The 19,773-nt window shown below is 59.6% G+C and carries 21 protein-coding genes and 1 tRNA gene; 13 read left to right on the top strand and 9 right to left on the bottom strand.

Features of this window, described 5'->3' with window-relative positions:
• Positions 1 to 16 precede the first annotated feature (16 nt).
• From mltG to nusB, 10 genes are all read left to right on the top strand, one after another.
• Positions 17 to 1,192: an endolytic transglycosylase MltG gene (gene mltG / locus ACUY3D_RS04095; protein WP_193629426.1), complete on the top strand. Its 1,176-nt coding sequence runs from the start codon at positions 17 to 19 to the stop codon at positions 1,190 to 1,192.
• A 4-nt stretch (positions 1,193 to 1,196) separates the two neighbouring features.
• Positions 1,197 to 2,003: a shikimate dehydrogenase gene (locus ACUY3D_RS04090; protein ID WP_269948117.1), complete on the top strand. Its 807-nt coding sequence runs from the start codon at positions 1,197 to 1,199 to the stop codon at positions 2,001 to 2,003.
• A gap of 57 nt (positions 2,004 to 2,060) precedes the next feature.
• Positions 2,061 to 2,453, top strand: coding sequence for a prepilin peptidase (locus ACUY3D_RS04085; protein ID WP_167595597.1), 393 nt, complete (start codon positions 2,061 to 2,063; stop codon positions 2,451 to 2,453).
• A gap of 51 nt (positions 2,454 to 2,504) precedes the next feature.
• Positions 2,505 to 3,716 (top strand): chorismate synthase, encoded by a 1,212-nt coding sequence (aroC, locus tag ACUY3D_RS04080; protein ID WP_070522195.1) that lies wholly within the window; start codon positions 2,505 to 2,507, stop codon positions 3,714 to 3,716.
• Positions 3,713 to 4,222: a shikimate kinase gene (locus ACUY3D_RS04075; RefSeq protein ID WP_070522199.1), complete on the top strand. Its 510-nt coding sequence runs from the start codon at positions 3,713 to 3,715 to the stop codon at positions 4,220 to 4,222. The genes aroC and ACUY3D_RS04075 overlap by 4 nt, the downstream gene beginning before the upstream one ends.
• Before the next feature lie 75 nt (positions 4,223 to 4,297).
• A complete protein-coding gene (gene aroB, locus ACUY3D_RS04070) occupies positions 4,298 to 5,368 on the top strand; it encodes a 3-dehydroquinate synthase (RefSeq protein WP_448240386.1) in 1,071 nt (356 codons plus the stop codon).
• Positions 5,369 to 5,386: 18 nt separating this feature from the next.
• The gene (gene aroQ / locus ACUY3D_RS04065) at positions 5,387 to 5,812 is read left to right on the top strand and encodes a type II 3-dehydroquinate dehydratase (protein WP_269948120.1); all 426 of its coding nucleotides are present in this window, start codon (positions 5,387 to 5,389) and stop codon (positions 5,810 to 5,812) included.
• A gap of 42 nt (positions 5,813 to 5,854) precedes the next feature.
• On the top strand, positions 5,855 to 6,946 hold the full coding sequence (locus tag ACUY3D_RS04060) for a M24 family metallopeptidase (RefSeq protein WP_269948121.1): 1,092 nt from the start codon (positions 5,855 to 5,857) through the stop codon (positions 6,944 to 6,946).
• Positions 6,947 to 7,040: 94 nt separating this feature from the next.
• The gene (efp, locus tag ACUY3D_RS04055; RefSeq protein WP_070522210.1) at positions 7,041 to 7,604 is read left to right on the top strand and encodes an elongation factor P; all 564 of its coding nucleotides are present in this window, start codon (positions 7,041 to 7,043) and stop codon (positions 7,602 to 7,604) included.
• Position 7,605: 1 nt separating this feature from the next.
• Positions 7,606 to 8,136 carry a transcription antitermination factor NusB gene (nusB, locus tag ACUY3D_RS04050; protein ID WP_070529882.1) on the top strand — a complete coding sequence of 177 codons (531 nt, stop codon included), beginning with the start codon at positions 7,606 to 7,608 and terminating at the stop codon, positions 8,134 to 8,136.
• Positions 8,137 to 8,315: 179 nt separating this feature from the next.
• Here the strand turns inward: nusB and ACUY3D_RS04045 are convergent, their stop codons facing one another.
• The 6 genes from ACUY3D_RS04045 to ACUY3D_RS04020 form a co-directional block, all read right to left on the bottom strand.
• Positions 8,316 to 9,080, bottom strand: coding sequence for an amino acid ABC transporter ATP-binding protein (locus ACUY3D_RS04045; RefSeq protein WP_070522216.1), 765 nt, complete (start codon positions 9,078 to 9,080; stop codon positions 8,316 to 8,318).
• On the bottom strand, positions 9,080 to 10,033 hold the full coding sequence (locus ACUY3D_RS04040) for an amino acid ABC transporter permease (protein WP_070522219.1): 954 nt from the start codon (positions 10,031 to 10,033) through the stop codon (positions 9,080 to 9,082). Before ACUY3D_RS04040 ends, ACUY3D_RS04045 begins: the two co-directional genes overlap by 1 nt.
• The gene (locus ACUY3D_RS04035) at positions 10,026 to 10,907 is read right to left on the bottom strand and encodes an ABC transporter substrate-binding protein (protein ID WP_144014763.1); all 882 of its coding nucleotides are present in this window, start codon (positions 10,905 to 10,907) and stop codon (positions 10,026 to 10,028) included. Before ACUY3D_RS04035 ends, ACUY3D_RS04040 begins: the two co-directional genes overlap by 8 nt.
• 3 nt (positions 10,908 to 10,910) lie before the next feature.
• The gene (locus ACUY3D_RS04030; protein ID WP_144014764.1) at positions 10,911 to 11,726 is read right to left on the bottom strand and encodes a DUF368 domain-containing protein; all 816 of its coding nucleotides are present in this window, start codon (positions 11,724 to 11,726) and stop codon (positions 10,911 to 10,913) included.
• A gap of 136 nt (positions 11,727 to 11,862) precedes the next feature.
• A complete protein-coding gene (locus tag ACUY3D_RS04025; RefSeq protein WP_070529889.1) occupies positions 11,863 to 12,138 on the bottom strand; it encodes a hypothetical protein in 276 nt (91 codons plus the stop codon).
• A gap of 67 nt (positions 12,139 to 12,205) precedes the next feature.
• Positions 12,206 to 12,279 (bottom strand) — tRNA-Leu (locus ACUY3D_RS04020).
• 91 nt (positions 12,280 to 12,370) lie between these two features.
• On the opposite strand from ACUY3D_RS04020, the gene polA reads away from it, so the two are divergent.
• Positions 12,371 to 15,022, top strand: coding sequence for a DNA polymerase I (polA, locus tag ACUY3D_RS04015; protein WP_448240385.1), 2,652 nt, complete (start codon positions 12,371 to 12,373; stop codon positions 15,020 to 15,022).
• Between the two features lie 22 nt (positions 15,023 to 15,044).
• Here polA and ACUY3D_RS04010 read toward each other — a convergent pair whose 3' ends face one another.
• Positions 15,045 to 15,515, bottom strand: a complete 471-nt coding sequence (locus ACUY3D_RS04010) for an RDD family protein (protein ID WP_070563312.1) — start codon at positions 15,513 to 15,515, stop codon at positions 15,045 to 15,047.
• 61 nt (positions 15,516 to 15,576) lie between these two features.
• A complete protein-coding gene (locus tag ACUY3D_RS04005; protein WP_070563315.1) occupies positions 15,577 to 16,317 on the bottom strand; it encodes a class I SAM-dependent DNA methyltransferase in 741 nt (246 codons plus the stop codon).
• A 241-nt stretch (positions 16,318 to 16,558) separates the two neighbouring features.
• Here ACUY3D_RS04005 and rpsA point away from each other — a divergent pair, with 241 nt between their 5' ends.
• Positions 16,559 to 18,019, top strand: coding sequence for a 30S ribosomal protein S1 (gene rpsA, locus ACUY3D_RS04000; RefSeq protein ID WP_010190105.1), 1,461 nt, complete (start codon positions 16,559 to 16,561; stop codon positions 18,017 to 18,019).
• Between the two features lie 115 nt (positions 18,020 to 18,134).
• Positions 18,135 to 18,749 (top strand): dephospho-CoA kinase, encoded by a 615-nt coding sequence (gene coaE, locus ACUY3D_RS03995; RefSeq protein WP_448240384.1) that lies wholly within the window; start codon positions 18,135 to 18,137, stop codon positions 18,747 to 18,749.
• Positions 18,750 to 18,820: 71 nt separating this feature from the next.
• On the opposite strand, the gene ACUY3D_RS03990 is transcribed toward coaE, so the two are convergent.
• A partial coding sequence (locus tag ACUY3D_RS03990) for an integrase core domain-containing protein (RefSeq protein WP_448240383.1) occupies positions 18,821 to 19,773 on the bottom strand: 953 nt, incomplete at its 5' end.

Raw genomic sequence — 19,773 nt, 5'->3', positions numbered from 1 at the left:
ACGCATCGGACGCTCGATGGAACCCCAATATGTCAAGCGCCGTCAGCGCGGCATGGCCGTGCTCATTGCGAGCTTGGTCCTGATCATCGGTGGACTTGGCTACATTGGTTTCCGCCTGTTGGGAGGGGGCAGCACCTTGGACTATGAGGGGCAGGGCAATGGAGTAACCCAGCTTGTTCAGGTTCCGGAGGGCTCGTCGATGAGCGAGCTGGCACCTGAATTGGCGGAGAAGAACGTGGTGAAGACGCCCGAAGCTTTCTCTTCTGCGGCCAACTCGAATCCGCGCGCGAGCCAAATCAAGCCTGGATTCTACCGCCTTCAGGAGGAGATGAGCGCGAAGTCTGCCGTCGAAGCGCTGCTTGATGAGGGCAACATGGTTGACCTCCTCGACGTGCAGGGCGGAGCTACGCTTCTCGACGTCAACGTGGTCGGCGGTGATGTCCGCTACGGTATTTACTCGCTGATTTCTCAGGTCTCCTGCAAGGAGGGCGAATGCGTATCCGCCGAGGAGCTGGAGAAGATCGCGGCCACGGTGGATCCTGCTGAGCTGGGTGCGCCGGAGTGGGCATTGGAGGAAATTCGTGCCCGCGGTGAGGACCCCAAGCGTATTGAGGGCCTTATCGCTCCGGGCCAGTACGTCCTCGATCCGAACATGGACGCTAAGGAGATCCTGACGGATCTCATCACACGTTCGACGAAGAAGTACAACGACACCAATATCGTTGACCGCGCCCAGGCAATTGGCCTCAAGCCCTACGAGCTTCTTACTGCGGCTTCGCTGGTGGAGCGCGAGTCCCCGGCCGGTGAGTTTGACAAGGTCGCCCGTGTAATCCTCAACCGCCTTGATGAGCCGATGCGCCTTGAGCTGGATTCCACGGTCAACTATGGCCTCGAGGATGTTGAGCTGGCCACTACCGATGAGGATCGCCACCGCGAGACTCCTTGGAATACCTACGCGAAGGATGGTCTCCCAGATTCACCGATTGCTTCTCCTTCGGAGGAAGCCATCGGGGCCATGGAGAACCCCGCGGAGGGCAACTGGCTCTTCTTCGTCACCGTCGACGACAAGGGCACCACGGTGTTTACCGATAATTACGACGAGCACCTCGCCAACGTCGATGACGCTGTTCGCTCCGGCATCCTTGACAGCCAGCGCGAAGGCGCTGGCGAGCCACCGGCTGAGGAGCAGTAACCTGATGCCCCGCGCCGCAGTTTTGGGCAGCCCTGTCGCTCATTCCTTGTCCCCGGTCCTCCATAACGCAGGCTATGAAGCTGTGAATTTAGAGGATTGGGACTACACCAAGATTGAGGTGACGGACCTAGCTGCCTTCCTCGCCGATGCGGGGGAGGAGTACCGCGGCTTTTCGGTCACCATGCCGCTCAAGTTCGACGCACTCGCTTGCGCGAACATCGTCAGCGAACGCGCCGAGCTCATCGGCTCCGCGAATACCCTGGTGCGCACCGAAGACGGGTGGCGTGCGGATAACACGGATACTGAGGGAGTTCTGGGCGCGCTCGACGAGCTGCTTGGAACGTCCCAACCGTCGACGGCACTGCTCATCGGAGCAGGTGGAACCGCACGGCCTGTCCTGTGGGGCCTAGCCCAGCGCGGTGTGCAGGACGTTACGGTGCTCAATCGCTCCGACCGCATCGCCGAGCTGCGCCCGCTGGCTGATGACCTTGGCCTCACCCTCCACGCGGCAACGTTCAGCGATGATCTCGCGGGGCTTGCGCGTTCGGTAGAACTCGTGGTCTCCACCGTTCCCTCCGCCGCCGTGGAAGAGCACCTAACGCAGCTGGCCAAAGCTCCGGTATTTGACGTTATCTATGATCCGTGGCCAACTCCGTTGACCGTTTATGCCGCTGCCGACGGCTACCCGACAGTCGGCGGGCACGTCATGCTGGCCAACCAGGCCTATTCGCAGTTCGAGCAGTTTACAAGGCACACCGCTCCACGGGCAGAGATGCTGGCTGCATTAAACAAGGCGCTCAAGCTACCCTGATCGGTTCCCCCAAACCACCGCGTGCGCCTTGTCTTTCCGCGCGGTAGGCTGCGGGCTATGGGGGATGTGCTTTTCTTGGCGTGGGGGTGCGCCTTAATTGTTTATGACCTGCGCTTTAAGCGCTTGCCTAATTATCTGACGCTGCCGGCCGCGGCTTTATCGTTGTGCTGGTTCAGTTTGGCGGGCCTGCTCTGGCTAGGCCTGTACGTGTTAGTGGCGCATTTTAGCCGTGCAGGAAGCGTGGGCGGGGGCGACCTCAAGCTAGCTCTGCCTCTGGGAATGGTGACCGCCCACGCAGCGGGCCTACCAGGGGTTGCGTTGGCGATGATGGGGGCGGCGCTCAGCACCGTGTTGTGGGGAATCATCACGCGGGATAGGGCGCCTGCGCATGGTCCCGGGATGCTGTTTGCTGCGGCTCTCGTCGTGTTCTTTAGCCCCAACACGGTGTGATAGTTGGCCTAGTGACCACGAAAGAAGCCCTGGCATGCGATAATAGTCCGCATGCTTCGTTGGACTACCGCAGGTGAATCTCACGGTCAAGCGCTCATTGCACTCATTGAGCACATGCCGGCCGGGGTTCCCGTTTCCCAAGACGACATCGCTCTCCAGCTCTCTCGCCGCCGCCTTGGCTATGGGCGTGGCGCGCGCATGAAGTTTGAGGCTGATGACCTCACCCTGCTCAGCGGCATCCGCCACGGCTTGACCCTGGGCAGTCCTATCGCCATCATGATCGGCAACACTGAGTGGCCAAAGTGGACCACCATCATGTCGCCCGATGCCTTGGATCCGGAGGATCCGGAGTCCGCTAAAGCTATGGCTTCCGGTCGCGGCGCCCCGCTGACCCGCCCGCGCCCCGGCCACGCCGATTTTGCCGGCATGGTGAAGTTTGATCATTCGGAGGCGCGCCCCATCCTGGAGCGCTCTTCCGCGCGCGAGACCGCCGCCCGCGTGGCTGCAGCCACCGTCGCACGCAACTTCCTTCGTGAAACCTTGGGAGTCGAAGTACTCTCCCACGTGATTTCGATTGGTGCCTCTGAGCCCTATGAAGGCCCGTCGCCCAGCTTTGCAGAAATCGAGGCCATCGATGCTTCTCCGGTTCGGGCCTGCGATAAGGCCGCAGAGGAATCTATGATCTCAGAGATTGAAGCCGCTAAGAAGCAAGGCGATACCCTTGGCGGCATCGTTGAGGTCATCGTGGAGGGCTTGCCAATTGGCTTGGGCTCGCACACGTCAGGGGAGGACCGTCTCGACGCACAGCTCGCCGCCGCCTTGATGGGCATTCAGGCCATCAAGGGCGTTGAAGTCGGTGATGGTTTTGCTGAGGCCCGCCGTCGCGGAAGCGAGGCTCATGATGAGATGGTCCGAACCGATCGCGGCGTGGATCGAGAAACTAACCGGGCGGGCGGTCTAGAAGGTGGAATGACCAACGGCCAGACGCTGCGCTTGCGCGCGGCGATGAAGCCGATTTCCACAGTTCCGCGCGCCTTGAAGACGGTGGATATGGCCACAGGTGGAGCGGCGACTGCCATCCATCAGCGCTCCGATGTGTGTGCGGTTCCTGCTGCTGGTGTTGTTGCAGAAGCAATGGTGGCGTTGGTCCTCGCGCGCGCCGTGTTGGAAAAGTTTGGTGGAGATAGCCTCGCTGAGACTAAGCGGAACATCGCCTCCTACCAGGACTATGTGGCAAGCCGCTTGGATTGGGGTGAAGCATGAGCTCCCCACGCGTTGTCTTAGTTGGGCCTCCCGGTTCCGGAAAGACTACGATTGGCCGCCGTTTGTCGCGGGCGCTGAATTGTGACGTTGTTGATTCTGATGATCTGATCGAGGCCCGCTACGGCAAGGCCTGCGGTGAAGTGTTTTCTGAACTGGGTGAGCCGGCATTCCGTGAGGTAGAAGCAGAAGCGGTGCGCGAGGCACTGGCCACCACTGGGGTCGTGAGCCTCGGCGGCGGAGCAGTGCTGACCGAATCCACACGTGCCTTGCTCGATAACCTGACCGTCGTATTCCTCGATGTCACGCCGGAAGAAGGCGTAAGCCGCACGTTGGGTGATGCGAACCGCCCCGTGTTGGAATCTGCAGATCCATTGGCGCACTATACCCAGCTTTTGGAGGCGCGCCGCCCCCTTTACTCGGAGGTAGCTGATTTGAAGGTGCGCACTGGTGTGCGCTCCCCGCAACAGGTAGTGGGCGATATTCTGAGTTTCCTTGAAACCCTCTAAATCGCCGGCTGTTTTGCTTTAACCTCATGATGAAGCCGCACAATCACCGCTAGCCCAGCCAAAGGAGCACTACTCATGCACACTATTCCGGTTAAAGGACCTTCACCTTATGAGGTCACAATTGGCACTGGTCTGAGCACAGAAGTGATTGGGCGCGTGGCGGACATTGGAGCGGCTAAGGTGGCGGTCATTCACCAGCCGCCGCTCGCGCAGGCTGCCGGTGACCTCGCCGAGCAAGCCCGTGCACAGGGAATAGAGGCAACTCTGGTCGAGGTACCTGATGCAGAGGCAGCTAAGCAGCTCGATGTACTTGCCCGGCTTTGGGATACCTTAGGGGAGGCTGGTTTCAGCCGCCGTGACGCCGCTATTGGTCTCGGCGGCGGTGCCGTGACCGACTTGGCAGGCTTTGCCGCAGCGACGTGGATGCGCGGCATCCCAGTTATCCAGGCGCCGACCACACTGCTCGCGATGGTGGACGCGGCCGTCGGCGGAAAGACAGGTATTAACACTGCCGCAGGCAAGAACCTTGTTGGGGCTTTCCACGAGCCGGACTCAGTCTTTGTCGATCTGGACCACCTGCGCACCCTGCCTGCCGACGAAATCGTCGCCGGTTCTGCGGAGATCATCAAGACTGGCTTCATCCATGATCCGCGCATCATCGAGCATTACCTTGCGGATCCTGCCGCTTGCCTGGACCCCGACGGCCTGTTGCCAGAGCTCATCCAGCGTTCCATCGCGGTCAAGGCGCACGTGGTTGGCCAGGACTTAAAAGAATCGGGGCTGCGTGAGACCCTCAACTACGGCCACACCTTCGGCCATGCGGTGGAGCGCCGCGAAAACTACACCTGGCGCCACGGCCGCGCGGTAGCAGTGGGCATGATGTTCATCGCCTACTTGTCCCACGCACGCGGGCTTATCGGCGCCAACCTTGTAGCCACCCACCGCGACATTCTCACCCGAATTGGGTTGCCCACAACCTATGAGCAGGGCCATTTCGAACAGCTGCTGGATGGCATGCGCCATGACAAGAAGAACCGCGGCGGCCACATCCGTTTTGTGGCCCTCTCGGGAATCGGGGAAACCACGCGCTTGGAAGATGCTACCGTCGACGAGCTGCGCGCAGCCTATGCGCAGCTCGCCTCATAAAAGCTTAAGGAGTTTGCCATGACCATTCTCGTTCTTAACGGCCCGAACCTCAACCGTCTGGGCAAGCGCCAACCAGAAATCTATGGCAGCGAAACCCTAGTGGACATCGAGCGTCGCGTCCGCGCAGCGGCGGGGGAGGAAGAGATCGTCTTCTTCCAGTCCAACCACGAGGGCGAGCTCATCGAGCAGGTTCATCGCGCCGCCGACGAAGGCTGGCCCGTCATCATCAATCCGGGTGGGTTTACGCATACGTCGGTGGCACTGCGCGATGCCCTAGCGGAAGTAGCCGATGGCGCAGGTTTCGTTGAGGTACACCTATCCAACGTGCACGCGCGGGAAGCATTCCGCCAGCACTCCTACCTGAGCCCGATCGCACGCGGTGTCATTGCTGGGCTTGGCTCTTATGGATATGTCGCGGCACTGGGGTACTTCCTCGCAAATTAGCTATCATGGAGTATCGCTTGAAATGAATGGAGTGGTTCTCACATGGCATTAGCCGATACTCGTTATAGCAACCGCCGCCGCAAGCTCATGACCGAGCTATCTGGTCAGCGCGTCGACGCGATCATCGTCACCCATTTGACGCACGTGCGCTACCTCACCGGCTTCTCCGGTTCGAATGGTGGTCTACTGTTGCGCAAGGACCTCTCCGCGCTCATGGCCACGGACGGCCGCTACACCACACAAATTGCGGAAGAGGTCCCGGATATCGAAGCCACACTCGGCCGCGATGTGGGCCCGCACCTGCTGGGGCAGGTTTCTGAGGACCTTCGCGTTGGCTATGAAGCCGACTATGTCACTGTTTCACAACTTGAGCGGCTGGAGAAAGCAAAACCGGAGGGCGTTACTCTGGTGCCTGTCACCGGCGTGGTAGAGAAGATTCGCCTCGTCAAGGACAATGTCGAGCTTCAAAAACTCGAAGAAATCGCAGCTTTGGCAAACCAGGCGCTGACCGAACTCGTCGAGGCCGGGGAAGTAGCCGCTGGACGCACGGAGCGTCAGGTAGCTGCCGACCTTGAATACCGGATGCGCATGCTTGGCTCGGAACGCGTGAGCTTCGACACCATCGTGGCCTCCGGCGAGAACTCTGCAAAGCCCCACCATGGTGCGGATGACCGCGAACTGCGCAAGGGCGATCTGGTAACGATTGACTTCGGCGCTCACCTCCGCGGCTTTAACTCAGACTGCACCCGTACCTTCGTCATCGGTGAGGTTTCTGATTTCGCCCGCGAAATCTATGACGTTGTCCTGCGCGCCCAGGAAGCGGGCGTCAAGGCAGCGGTGCCAGGTGCCAAGCTTGTCGACGTCGACGCGGCCTGCCGCGACATTATTGCCGATGCTGGCTATGGTGACTACTTCGTTCACTCTACCGGCCACGGCATTGGTCTCGACGTGCATGAAGGGCCTTATGCGGCCACAACCGGAAAGGGCACGTTGGCTGAGGGCATGACCCTGACCATTGAGCCCGGCATCTACGTCCCAGGCAAGGGAGGAGTGCGCATCGAGGACAGCCTCATTATCACTTCAGGGGCCCCGAAGATCATCACGGCTTACCCGAAGGACCTTCAGGTGCTGTAGCTAGCACCCCTTGGCGCCGTACTCGATGCGCGTACGGTATGCTTAGACACTGTTTTCATAGTTTCGACTACAAGTTATTTGGGAGAGTCATTTCATGGCAGATACCACTGATTTCAAGAACGGCCTCGTTCTGAAGATCGACAACAAGCTGCAGCAGATTGTTGAGTTCCAGCACGTCAAGCCCGGCAAGGGCCCGGCATTCGTGCGCACCAAGCTCAAGGACGTGGTCTCTGGCAAGGTGACCGACAAGACCTTTAACGCTGGTGTCAAGGTGGAGACCGCAAACGTCGACCGCCGCGACATGACCTACCTGTACAACGATGGCCAGAACTACGTGGTCATGGATGATAAGACTTTTGAGCAGTTCGAGCTGCCGTTTGATAAGTTCGGCGACGCTGGCAAGTTCCTGCTGGAGAACATGCGCGTTCAGGTGTCCTTCCATGACGGTGAGGCTTTGTTCGGCGAGCTGCCGATCTCCGTTGACCTGAAGGTGGAGCACACCGAACCGGGCCTGCAGGGTGACCGCTCCAATGGTGGCACCAAGCCGGCAACGCTCGAGACCGGTGCCGAGATTCAGGTTCCGCTGTTCATTGAGATCGGAAACGTTCTCAAGATTGATACCCGTACCGGCGAGTACCTCTCTCGCGTCAACAACTAAGATGACCCAACCAGAGCCAAACTATAAGCGCCACACGGCGCGCTACCGAGCACGTCGCCGCGCCGCGGATATTCTTTTCGAAGCTGAATCGCGCGATGTCGATCCGGTAGCCATCGTTGAGGACCGCGTAGAGCTGGCCCGCGACCCTGAAAACGGCGTGGCGCCGGTCGCGGACTACACCCGCGAAATCGTCAGCGGAGCTGCCGAAGAACTGGATGACATCGATGATGCGATCGCCCGCTACCTCTCCAGCGAGTGGTCGCTCGAGCGCATCCCGGCTGTCGATCGCGCGATCATGCGCGTAGCGGTATGGGAAATCCTCTTCAACGCGGATGTGCCTAACGCTACCGCGCTCGTCGAAGGTGTCGAGCTTGCCTCGGAATACTCCAATGACAAGGCAGCACCTTATATCCACGCTGTGTTGGATGACGTCATCCAGGCCCAGTCTGCGGATAGCCCAATGGACTCGGCATCTGCCGAGGAATCTGAAGAACCCGCTGAGACTGCGGAAGATGAAGGCGACTCCGAGTAGAGCCCACGTCTTTCCCTGAATCCTGAAACTCCGGCCAACTAACCTTTGTGAACTGGCCGGAGTTTTGTCTTGGTCGAGTTCAAATAGGAAACTGCCCTAGCTGCCAATGATCCTGAACCTGCCTGCGGGCGGAGCAAAGGTGTTGGCAACTAGGGCAGTTGCGGTAGTGATGCTGCGTGCTAGAGCAGCGAAGAGAGGAAATCCTTAGTGCGCTGGTGCTGCGGATTGTCCAAGACTTGCTCGGGGGTGCCGGTTTCAATGACACTGCCGCCGTCCATGAAGACGATGTTGTCGGCGACTTCACGTGCAAAGCCCATCTCGTGAGTAACGACGAGCATGGTCATGCCATCGGCGGCAAGCTCCTTCATAACGCGGAGGACCTCGCCGACCAGCTCGGGGTCGAGGGCGGAGGTGGGTTCGTCGAAAAGCATCAGCTTTGGATCCATGGCCACAGAGCGGGCAATGGCGACGCGCTGCTGCTGACCACCGGAAAGCTGCACCGGGTACGCATCTGCTTTGTGCGCGAGGCCCACCTTTTCCAGCAGTTCCATCGCTTTCTTCTTTGCCTGTTCTGGATTCTGCTTCTTCACTTGGACGGGGGCCTCGATGATGTTCTCCAGGACTGTGCGGTGGCTGAACAGATTGAACTGTTGGAACACCATGCCGATGTCTTGGCGCTGAGCGGCGGCTTCCTTTTCGGAGATTTCATAGAGCACGCCGTTGCGTTCACGGAATCCGATGAGCTCGCCGTCGACGTAGAGGCGGCCGGCCGTGACCTTCTCTAGGTGATTGCAGCAGCGAAGGAAGGTTGATTTTCCGGAACCGGAGGGGCCCAGTAGGCAAGTGACCTCGCCGGGCATGACGGTGAGATCGATGCCCTTGAGAACCTCGAGCTGACCGAAGGATTTATACACATTCTGTGCAGAGATCATTGGGGTGGTCATTAGTTCTTTACCTCCGGGATGACAGACACGTTGCGGGGAATGGTTCCTTCAGCATCCGCCAGCGCAGCCAGCTGGCGGCCGGTGAGCTCGCGGGTGGCGCCACGTTCGAAGCGGCGCTCCAAGAAGTACTGGCCCACCATAAGAAGCGAGGTGATGGCCAAGTACCACGTCGCTGCCACCATGAGAAGCGGGATAGGCTCGAAAAGCGCAGCGGAAATATCCGTGGCGCGGCCGAAAATCTCTGCGGTGTAGGGAATTGCCACCACAAGGGAAGACGTCTTCAGCAAAGAAATGAACTCATTACCGGTCGGCGGAATGATGATGCGCATGGCTTGCGGGAGAACCGTGCGGCGCATGGTCATCCACCAGCCCATACCCAGGGCCTTGCTGGCTTCCTTCTGGCCCTCGGGAACCGAGGAGATTCCGGAGCGGACGATTTCCGCCATGTAGGCGGCTTCGTTCAGGCCCAAACCGAGCACGGAGAGTAGGAATGCATTGGTGAGTACCTCTGTGAGAGAAATCTCCGTAAACCCGAGGTTGATGGATTGGTAGAGCGCGGAGAGCAGACCCCAGAAGACGAGCTGCACGTAGATCGGGGTTCCTCGGAATAGCCACAGGAAGAGCCAGGACACACCGCCGAGCACGGGGTTGGGGGACATACGCATCACGGCGAGAGCGGCGCCGCCCACGACGCCGATGATCATCGCCAGAATCGTAATCGCGATGGTATGCAGCGCGGCGGTGGCGATGCGAGTGTCGAAGAGGTACTGGAAGTAAGTGCCCCATCCGAAGGCCTCGTTGCGTGCCGAAGAGATGACGAACCACACAGCAAGGAGAACGAGGAGGGCGGCGAAGACCCATCGCCACGGGTGGCGAAGTGGCCGGGCTTCGATCTTTGGTGGGGTAGCCGAAGCCGCAGAATCCGATGCTGCCGGGAGAGAGGAATTAGTCATTGATCGGCCTTTCATTAATCATTGCGTGTTCGACGAGCCCCTCGGTAACGCCCCATTTTTCGAGGATTTCTGCGTAGGCCCCGGTGTCAATAAGGTGCTGGAGCGCGGCCGCCACGGCAGGCCCGAGCTCGGAGTCCTTAGGTACGGCAAACCCATAGGGAGCGGCGTCAAACATTTCGCCGACCATGGACATACGCCCATCCGAGCGGTTGACCGCCCACGCAGAGACTGGTGAGTCCGCCGAAAGTGCGTCCGCGCGGCCCATGAGTACCGCAAGGGCGGCGTTGTCACTCGTGTCATAGGGAAGGATGGTTAGGTCCCCATCGCAGGCTTCTTGCTTCGGACGCAAGTCGTCAGTCTCAGACACGGTGGTGCGCTGCACCGCGACGGTGAGGCCACAGGGATTCGATGGATCAACCTTGTTGGGGCCGTCGGTGAGCTCCGCCCACTGAATGCCGGCGTAGAGGATATCGACGAAATCGAAGTTCTCACGGCGCTCATCGGTATCGGTAAACCCAGACCCGCCGAGATCAATCTGCCCGGACTGGACTGCCGGCAAAATCATGGAAAAGTCCTGCTCCACCGGCTGGAATTTGAGGCCCATCACTTGAGCGGCTGCATTGGCCAAGTCCATTTCAAGACCGATGAGTGAACCATCGGAATCCTTGAACTCGAAAGGCGCAAACGGTGGGTTTGTGCCTACGGTGAGGACCCCATCTGCGTCCTGGTACATCGCGGCGATCTCGGGTACTTCGTCCACGTTAGGCTCTGACCAGCCTTCTGGCAGCGCCGGCTCCTCGTTGGTGACGCAGCCGGAGAGGGCAACAGAGGCCAGCGCTCCGACGGCGCCCACGACGGCCTTCTTCTTATTCATGCTTTAACTCTCTTGATAACTTGCGGCTTTGCGCCTATCCACGACGATGAAAATGGCGACGATGATGCCGCCGAGCGCGAACATGAGCAGGATAAGCGGTGTGGAAGCATCCTGGTCCGCGCCCCACGGCCACAATGCGCGAAGTGAGCCCAGCATAAAGCCGGCCATTGCGGCGAGGGTCGGATCGCGGTGGGTATCGAGTAGGTAATTCAATACCTTGACGAACGCGGCAAGGCCGCACACCGCGCCGAGGGCGAAGACGCCCACAACGGTCATGTCCCGGTCAGAGACCGCGCCAATGACAGGCTGGTAGAGGCCCATCGTCAGCAAGATGAGTGAGCCCGACACGCCGGGGAGAACGAGCGCGCAGACGGCCACCATGGCCACCAAGAACACCACAATCAGGCTGGGGTCCTCGACAGGCGTTGAAGTAAAGCCGGTAACGAAGAAGATCGCGACGGTGGCGATGATGAATGCAGCGATGGACGCGGGCGTAAACCGCGACATCATGCTAATTGGAACGATGATGGACACGGCGACCATGCCGAGGAACAATGCGCGGGACAAGGACACTTGCCCTTCCACAAAGTTGTGGAGCAGCGTGGAAAAACCGAAGACGGCAAGGAACATGCCGGCGGCGACTGAGACGAGGAAGCCCCATTCAACCTTTTTGAAACGGCCGGAAATGAGATCATTGGCGTTGTGCAAAGCGCGTTCATAGATGCCTACGATGAGCGCGACGGTGCCTCCGGAAATTCCGGGGACCAGCTCGGCCATGCCAATGAGGGCGCCGCGAATGGCGTTAAGAATATAGTGCATAAACCGAAAGTAACGTTGACAGTCTCCTCGGTGGGGATGCCGTGCCGAGGGAGAGGAATGAGCAGATGACTCCTTATTCTCTCATTGTGCGACGCGCTTATGCAAACTATTCAGCCCATAGAAGGTTATACGTTGACTACATCGGCAAGCGCTTGGCCACTTCGCCATAGATTGAGCCCAAGATGGCGAAGGCAGCGAGTCCTACGAGACCGTCGAGAAGCACGGTGTAGAAGGTATTCAACTGCGGGTCATCGGAGGAGGCTGCGGACTTGCGCAGCTCCTGGTAATAAGAGGAGCCTTCCACCTTGGAAGAAACTTCCTTGTCGGTGCTGGATTCAGCAGCGGTAGCAACAGTAGTACCGCCCAGGGTAAGGGCGGCTGCGGTGCTCAAAGCGATGATCGTGCGACGCATGATGACGGGTTCCTTTCGGTTGAAAACACTAATACCCCACAACATTCTCTGTCGCGGGGTGGAATTGTGCCCCTGGTGAGACTCGAACTCACACTACACGGGTTTTGAATCCGTTGCCTCTGCCAATTGGGCTACAGGGGCGCACAAGCAACGATACTAGCGCAGCTAACCAATGGGAACCTAATTGCCTGCCTAAGGGCAGCGTCGGTGCTGATTGGCGCAACACGTTAGGATGGGCCGGGTGACTACTTCTCAGCCCCGACTCTTGCTCATCGACGGCCACTCCATGGCCTTCCGCGCATTTTATGCACTGCCCGCGGAGAACTTTTCTACCTCGGGCGGGCAGCATACGAATGCGGTCTACGGATTCCTTTCCATGCTGGCGAATATCTTGGCGGAGGAGAGGCCGGACTTCGTCGCGGTAGCCTTCGACGTGGGCCGCAAGACCTTCCGCACGGAGATGTTCCCCGACTACAAGGCACAGCGCGAAGCCGCGCCGGAAGAGTTCCGGGGGCAGGTTGAGCTCATCCGTGAGGTTTTGGAGACGTTGGGAATCACCACGCTGTCGCGCGAGAACTTCGAGGCCGATGACATCGTGGCTACGTTGTCCACGCAGGCGGGCGCGGACTATGAGACCTTCCTGGTCACCGGTGACCGCGACTATTTGCAGCTTGTCGACGACTCCACGACCGTCCTCTATCCCATGCGCGGGGTATCCAAGCTGCATCGCTTTACCCCGGAGGCCGTGGAGGAGAAGTACGGCCTGAGCCCGCAGCAATATCCGGACTTTGCTGCCCTGCGCGGAGATCCTTCCGATAACTTGCCCTCCGTTCCAAAGGTGGGGGAGAAGACCGCCACGAAATGGATTACCCAGTATGGCTCCCTCGACGGGCTCATCGAGCATGCCGAGGAGATCAAGGGAGTGGCGGGCCAGAACTTCCGCGACCGCATCGAACAGGTCAAGCTCAACCGACAGCTCACCCAAATGGTGACGGATATGGACCTGGAGGTCGGCCCGGCAGACCTGGAATTCAAGGGTGCGGTGGCCAGCGAGGTTGCGGCTCGCTTCGACGAGTTGGAATTCGGCACCAACCTGCGCGAGCGGGTCCTCAACGCCGTCCCGCACGACGCCGCCGCGGAAGCTGCTGCGGCTGAGGAAACCCCGGACGTCACGGTTACCGTGGTGGACACTCCGCTGGCTGAGTGGCTCGAGGGTAAGGAAGACGTAGCAGTCTTCGTACAAGGTGATGGGACCCCGGGCGCGGGTGATGCTGCAGCACTGGCACTGGTCGATTCCTCCTTTGAGGGCCGCCAGATTGAGTTAGCAGATCTCGATGCTAAGGACGACGCCGCGCTGGCCGCGTGGTTGTCATCAGACGCGCCGAAATACCTACACGAGGCGAAGGCCGCCTGGCACATGCTGGCCGGCCGGGGGATTGAACTGCGCGGAATTGCTCACGACACCGCCCTTGCCGCCTACGTCTTGCGTCCGGGTCAGCGCACGTATGCGTTGACGGACGTGTACCAGCGCCACCTACAGAAGTCCCTCGGCGCGGCCACGGAGCAGCTCTCCATCCTTGATGAGAACCCACTGGTGGATCAGGCCGCTGCCATTATGGAGTTAGCGGCAGAACTAACGCGTCAACTCCAGGAGATTGACTCCTTCGAGCTCTATACCGACCTAGAGTTGCCGCTGGTAGGCATCCTTGCCCGCATGGAAGCCGCCGGTATTGCGGTCGATAGGGACGTCTTGGAAACCCAGCGTGATGCCTTCATTGAGCAGGTTAATGAACAGGAACGCGCCGCCCGCGAACTGGCCGGTGATGATTCTCTCAACCTGAATTCCCCGAAGCAGCTGCAGTCGGTGCTCTTCGATACCTTTGACATGCCGAAGACGAAGAAGACCAAGACCGGCTATTCCACCGCGGCTAAGGAAATTGAGCAGCTTGCTGCAACGCATCCGCACCCCTTCTTGGATCACCTGCTGGCCCACCGCGAGTATCAGAAGATGAAGACAACGCTGGAAGGTCTCATTAAGACCATTCAGCCGGATGGCCGCATCCACACCACGTTTAACCAAACGGTGGCATCGACGGGCCGCCTGTCCTCGACGGAACCGAACCTGCAGAACATTCCGGTGCGCACTGAGGCAGGACGCCAGATCCGATCTGCTTTTGTGGTCGGCGAAGGCTTTGAGACCTTGATTACGGCCGACTACTCCCAGATTGAGATGCGCGTCATGGCGCATCTCTCCGCGGACCCCGGGCTCATCGAGGCTTACCGCGAAGGCGAAGACCTGCACAACTATGTCGGCTCCAAGGTCTTCGACGTGCCTGTCGATGAGGTCACCTCGGAGCTGCGCCGCCGAGTCAAGGCTATGTCCTATGGCTTGGTCTATGGACTTTCCGCTTTTGGCCTATCGCAGCAGCTGGGTATCCCAGCGCGCGAGGCTAAGGAGATTATGGAGAGCTACTTTGAGCGTTTCGGCGGCGTGAAGCGCTACCTCGACGAGGTGGTGGTGCAGGCCCGAAAGGATGGCTATACCTCCACGGTCTTTGGGCGCCGCCGCTACCTGCCGGAGCTAAACTCGGATAACCGCGTGGCCCGTGAGAACGCTGAGCGCGCTGCCTTGAACGCGCCCATCCAGGGAACTGCTGCGGATATCATCAAGGTTGCCATGATCCGTGTGGATAAGGCCCTTGAAGGCATGGCCTCGCGCGTGCTGCTCCAGGTTCACGATGAGCTTGTCGTGGAGGTGGCTCCCGGAGAGGCAGAAGACGTACAGCGCATCCTAGAACGCGAAATGGACAAGGCTATCGAGTTGACTGTTCCGCTCGAGGTGTCCGTTGGCGTGGGCAAGAACTGGGATGCTGCAGCGCACTAGGGCTTCCGCAGTGTACTAGAGGTTAGGTCAAGCCCACCGCGCGCTCGTCCTCGGTGGGCGTGCGGCGCTCGACCAAACACCCGGCGAGTAGGTCGAAGGGGGTTTGGCCCAGCACAAGGACGCTGAGGCCAAGGATGGCCAAGATGGTTGCCTCAACATAGGGGAGCCCTGTCAGTGCAACAAGAGTAAGGAGTAGCCAGCTGTTGCGAATTGCTGCGCTGGCGATTCCGGGATGCTCAGCAATGACTTCTAGCTTCAACGACCACTTGCCCAGAGAAGTGTGCTTAATTGACTCCGCCCACACCCGGTAGACGTAGAAGACGAGGGCGAGCGCGATGATGTCGTAGATAGCTCCTGCTCTGCCGCTCAATACTCCGTCGGTGCTGAGGTTGATTGCCCATTTGATCACCACGATGACAGCGGCGGCAAGGAAGGCGTCAATCCACCAGGCCACCGTGCGGCGCAGAAAAATCCCGAGGCGTTCTAAAAGCATGGCTGCCAGCTTAGTTCGCTGCGGGCGGCACACTCCGCACCAGGGTGGGCAGGCGTCCGGGCTATCGTGCTTCGCACACGAAGATGGCGGTGCCGGGGAAAATTACACCTCGTTCTGGAGACCACTGGCCCCACGTGATGTCGAGGCCCTCTGGCCACTCGGGTTCGATGAGGTTGCAAATCTCGAAGGAACCGCGAACCTGTAGTGCTCGCACCCAATCACCCATCGTGCGGTGAAACTCGGCATAGCTAAGCTCACCGTTGGCATCCTGTTCGAGGTAGGCGCGCTCAAAATAGGACAGCTCTGCTGTGAGGTTCTGGGGATCGTCGGGGAAGACCCAGCGCATTGGGTGCGGCACAGAAAAGACAAAGCGTCCACGTGGGCGCAGGACACGGTGGACCTCGCGCAGCGCCGCGTCCAGGTCTCCTACGAAGGGCAAGGCTCCGAAGGCGGAGAAGACGACGTCAAAGGACCCGTCGCGATAGGGAAGCGCTAGGGCATCAGCTTGGGCTAGCGGTAGCTCGGGCGCGGCATGGGAGAGCATTCCCGACGAGAGATCGAAACCCGTCGCAAAGCGCGTGCGTCCTTGCAGCCATTGCGTGCACGGCGCGGAGCCGCAACCGAGCTCGAGAACGGTGGCGAAGGAGACGTCGCCAAGCAGCTGCGCCTCAGCCTCATGCAGCATTTCCGGGCACCAGTAGAAAGAGGATAGGTACTCGGGGTGTTCCGCGTGGTAGGAATCGGCGTCACGATCCCAAAAATCGCGGTTGGCAGAGGATGCCGAAAACGCTGCTGCAGACATTCTTCCTTTCCCAATTCTTTTTCCATGGCGCATTTGCCGTTTTAGCTGCGAGGATGTAAGGTTGTACGGGCGTGTCTATGACTCGGGACGCGCTGGGCTACTGTAGGAGAGCTCGGCACGGCTGCGAGTCGGGATTGAAATCCATCTTAAGCCTTGCGCATTCGCGCTGCTTAATGACGCTTTTCAAGAGACGCGTAACTGTCCAATTACGATCTCCTACGTTTATTCGGAGCATAACTACATGCCAACTTCTAACACCCCTCAGGTTGCGATCAACGACATCGGAACCGCAGAGGACTTCCTCGCAGCTGTCGACGCCACCATCAAGTACTTCAACGATGGTGACATCGTCGAGGGCACCGTGGTCAAGGTTGACCACGACGAGGTCCTGCTCGACATCGGTTACAAGACCGAGGGCGTCATCCCGTCCCGCGAGCTCTCCATCAAGCACGACGTCAATCCGGATGAGGTTGTCGAGGTCGGCGACGAGATCGACGCACTTGTTCTCACCAAGGAGGACAAGGAAGGCCGTCTGATCCTGTCCAAGAAGCGCGCACAGTACGAGCGTGCTTGGGGCGCCGTCGAAGAGCTTCACGCCAAGGAAGAGCCGGTCACCGGCACCGTCATCGAGGTTGTCAAGGGTGGTCTCATCCTGGACATCGGCCTCCGTGGCTTCCTTCCGGCATCCCTCGTTGAGATGCGCCGCGTCCGCGACCTGGAGCCGTACATCGGCCAGGAGCTCGAGGCCAAGATCATCGAGCTGGACAAGCAGCGCAACAACGTTGTCCTGTCCCGCCGTGCATACCTCGAGCAGACCCAGTCCGAGGTCCGCTCCGAGTTCCTACACCAGCTGCAGAAGGGCCAGGTCCGCAAGGGCGTTGTCTCCTCCATCGTCAACTTCGGCGCCTTCGTCGATCTCGGCGGTGTCGACGGCCTGGTTCACGTTTCCGAGCTGTCCTGGAAGCACATCGACCACCCGTCTGAGGTTGTCACTGTGGGCGACGAGGTCACCGTCGAGGTTCTCGACGTCGACCTGGACCGCGAGCGCGTGTCCCTGTCCCTGAAGGCAACCCAGGAAGATCCGTGGCGCGTCTTCGCCCGCACCCACGCTGTGGGCCAGATCGTCCCGGGCAAGGTCACCAAGCTCGTTCCGTTCGGCGCCTTCGTTCGCGTCGAGGAGGGCATCGAGGGTCTCGTCCACATCTCCGAGCTGGCTCAGCGTCACGTGGAGGTTCCGGACCAGGTTGTCAACGTTGGCCAGGAAGTCATGGTCAAGGTCATCGACATCGACCTCGAGCGTCGCCGCATCTCCCTGTCCGTTAAGCAGGCAGACGAGGACTACACCGACGAGTTCGATCCGTCCAAGTACGGCATGGCTGACTCCTACGACGAGCAGGGCAACTACGTGTTCCCGGAGGGCTTCGACCCGGAGACCAACGAGTGGCTCGAGGGCTACGACGAGCAGCGCCAGGCTTGGGAGGCTCGCTACGCTGAGTCCGAGCGTCGCTTCAACCTGCACACCGCTCAGATCGAGCGCAACCGTGCTGCAGCCGCTGAGGCCGCCGAGTCCGCTGCCAACTCCAACTACTCTTCCGAGTCTCAGGATGCAGCTCCGGCATCCGATTCTCAGGCAGAGGTTGGCGGCTCCCTCGCTTCCGACGAGCAGCTTGCTGCTCTGCGCGACAAGCTCGCTGGCAACTAAAAACTAAGTCCTCTTGGATAGGCTCCGCCGTTTAGTCCGAGACGATCTAGTTCTTGCAGAAAGGCCGCTTCTCCCCGCTGTGGGAGGGGCGGCCTTTCGCGTATCCTAAGCCGGTATGAAACTCATTGGACTCACTGGCGGAATCGGCAGCGGAAAATCGACTGTAGCGCAGCTTCTCGTGCGCCACGGCTGGGAATTAGTGGATGCCGATCAGATAGCCCGGGACATTGTTGAACCGGGTCAACCAGCGCTCACAGAACTGGCGCAGGCTTTCGGGGAAGACATTCTCCAAGAAGACGGGAGCCTGGACCGGGGGTTGCTAGCTTCCCGTGCCTTCTCTAGTCGCGAGAAGACCGCTGTGCTCAACTCGATTACGCACCCGCGCATTAACGAGGAAACCCAAGCCCGCTTCGACGAAGCGCGGCAAGCTGGTGCGGATTTCGTGGTCTATGACATGCCGCTCCTCGTGGACAAAGGACTCCACAAGGATATGGACGCCACCATTGTTGTTGACGTTGACGCAGAGGAGCGTGTGCACCGCCTGGTGGCATACCGCGGGCTGGATGAGGAGGACGCACGCCGCAGGATCGCGGCGCAGATTCCGGACGATGTGCGGCGTGCTGCCGCTGATTTCATCATTGACAACAACGGCCCCCGCGAAGCACTGGATGAGCAGGTCGAGGGGGTCGTCGCCAAGCTCCGCGCCCGCCTAGGTTTGTTATGTCCATAGGGTTTTTGGACATGGAGTCCGGTGTCTTTTTGGACACGGAATCCATGGAGGTCTTGGACACTTCTAGCGGTTTATGGTTGTGGCCTGCGTTTGGGCCGGGGTTTGGATAGTTTCGGGTTCATCCGTGGTGGTTGGCGGTGTTTCATTCCTTCAACGAGGTTGATGTTGATCTGGCCACCTGGTGGCCAGTGGCTCAACGTGATCGGCAGTGGCACGCTGAAGAGGAATTCACCGTCATGGGCCGTGTAGAACTCCGCAACGTTATCGGCTGTGACTGTGGAGTAGAGTCTGCGGTTTTTAAACCTCAGACCAATGTAGAGACCGAAGCCGCACACGCGTACAACGCCATCTTTGCTTACGCAGAGTTGGTCTGGGATGCCCCAATGGTTTGTTGATTGTGTCGTCAGCGCCGTTAGTGTTGGGGTATCGGTGGGAGGTATGCCTTGCAAAGCTGCCATGTCATCGGTGTTGGCCTCGTGTGAAGTTGCCGCTTCCGCGGGGCCGTTTAGCATTTCGGATACTGCTTGTGGGTTGTGTGCTTGGTTATAGGCGACTATGCGGGCCCAGACCTGCTCGGGATCGAGTGGATGCTGAGGTGATGGTGCTTTGGGGAAGGTATCGAAAGCTTGGCGTGGGGTGATGTGCATTTTGCCGATAAGCAGTGATTGGTGCCGTCGTCGTTCGTTGTAGACCTGGCGGTATTCAGCCAGATATGTGTTGACCTCAGCAAGGCTGACTGGGTGGCGTGCATCGAGGAACTGGGTCAACGTGCGGTGAGAGCGCTCGTCTTTTCCCTGGGTTGTCGGGGCGAAACCAGCAATAGCAAGAACACCTTCACTAGCGAGCCAAGTTTCAGTAGCAGAAAGAAAACCACGGTGGTAGGTGGCGAACGCATCCCCATTGTCGGAAAGGATTTCTTGAGGTTTGCCGTAGGCAGCGAACGCTGCGGCCAGTACGGCGCGTGCGTCAGTACCGTTTTCTGGCAGGGCGAACGCTGTGGTTCCGACATCGAATCTGCTGGCAT

This window comes from Corynebacterium guaraldiae, from assembly GCF_053480195.1.
The sequence above is the reverse complement of the archived record's forward strand: the minus strand, read 5'-3'. Positions and strand labels throughout refer to the sequence as shown.

Bases quoted from the DNA above. Each gene is read 5' to 3' on its own strand.
- ACUY3D_RS04090 (WP_269948117.1), top strand. From the start codon at position 1,197: ATGCCCCGCGCCGCAGTTTTGGGCAGCCCTGTCGCTCATTCCTTGTCC.
- ACUY3D_RS04085 (WP_167595597.1), top strand. From the start codon at position 2,061: ATGGGGGATGTGCTTTTCTTGGCGTGGGGGTGCGCCTTAATTGTTTAT.
- ACUY3D_RS04045 (WP_070522216.1), bottom strand. From the start codon at position 9,080: ATGACCACCCCAATGATCTCTGCACAGAATGTGTATAAATCCTTCGGT.
- aroC (WP_070522195.1), top strand. From the start codon at position 2,505: ATGCTTCGTTGGACTACCGCAGGTGAATCTCACGGTCAAGCGCTCATT.
- ACUY3D_RS04060 (WP_269948121.1), top strand. From the start codon at position 5,855: ATGGCATTAGCCGATACTCGTTATAGCAACCGCCGCCGCAAGCTCATG.
- ACUY3D_RS04005 (WP_070563315.1), bottom strand. From the start codon at position 16,317: ATGTCTGCAGCAGCGTTTTCGGCATCCTCTGCCAACCGCGATTTTTGG.
- ACUY3D_RS04025 (WP_070529889.1), bottom strand. From the start codon at position 12,138: ATGCGTCGCACGATCATCGCTTTGAGCACCGCAGCCGCCCTTACCCTG.
- ACUY3D_RS04010 (WP_070563312.1), bottom strand. From the start codon at position 15,515: ATGCTTTTAGAACGCCTCGGGATTTTTCTGCGCCGCACGGTGGCCTGG.
- nusB (WP_070529882.1), top strand. From the start codon at position 7,606: ATGACCCAACCAGAGCCAAACTATAAGCGCCACACGGCGCGCTACCGA.
- rpsA (WP_010190105.1), top strand. From the start codon at position 16,559: ATGCCAACTTCTAACACCCCTCAGGTTGCGATCAACGACATCGGAACC.
- efp (WP_070522210.1), top strand. From the start codon at position 7,041: ATGGCAGATACCACTGATTTCAAGAACGGCCTCGTTCTGAAGATCGAC.
- polA (WP_448240385.1), top strand. From the start codon at position 12,371: ATGGGCCGGGTGACTACTTCTCAGCCCCGACTCTTGCTCATCGACGGC.
- ACUY3D_RS04030 (WP_144014764.1), bottom strand. From the start codon at position 11,726: ATGCACTATATTCTTAACGCCATTCGCGGCGCCCTCATTGGCATGGCC.
- aroQ (WP_269948120.1), top strand. From the start codon at position 5,387: ATGACCATTCTCGTTCTTAACGGCCCGAACCTCAACCGTCTGGGCAAG.
- ACUY3D_RS04040 (WP_070522219.1), bottom strand. From the start codon at position 10,033: ATGACTAATTCCTCTCTCCCGGCAGCATCGGATTCTGCGGCTTCGGCT.
- aroB (WP_448240386.1), top strand. From the start codon at position 4,298: ATGCACACTATTCCGGTTAAAGGACCTTCACCTTATGAGGTCACAATT.
- ACUY3D_RS04035 (WP_144014763.1), bottom strand. From the start codon at position 10,907: ATGAATAAGAAGAAGGCCGTCGTGGGCGCCGTCGGAGCGCTGGCCTCT.
- ACUY3D_RS04075 (WP_070522199.1), top strand. From the start codon at position 3,713: ATGAGCTCCCCACGCGTTGTCTTAGTTGGGCCTCCCGGTTCCGGAAAG.
- mltG (WP_193629426.1), top strand. From the start codon at position 17: ATGGAACCCCAATATGTCAAGCGCCGTCAGCGCGGCATGGCCGTGCTC.
- coaE (WP_448240384.1), top strand. From the start codon at position 18,135: ATGAAACTCATTGGACTCACTGGCGGAATCGGCAGCGGAAAATCGACT.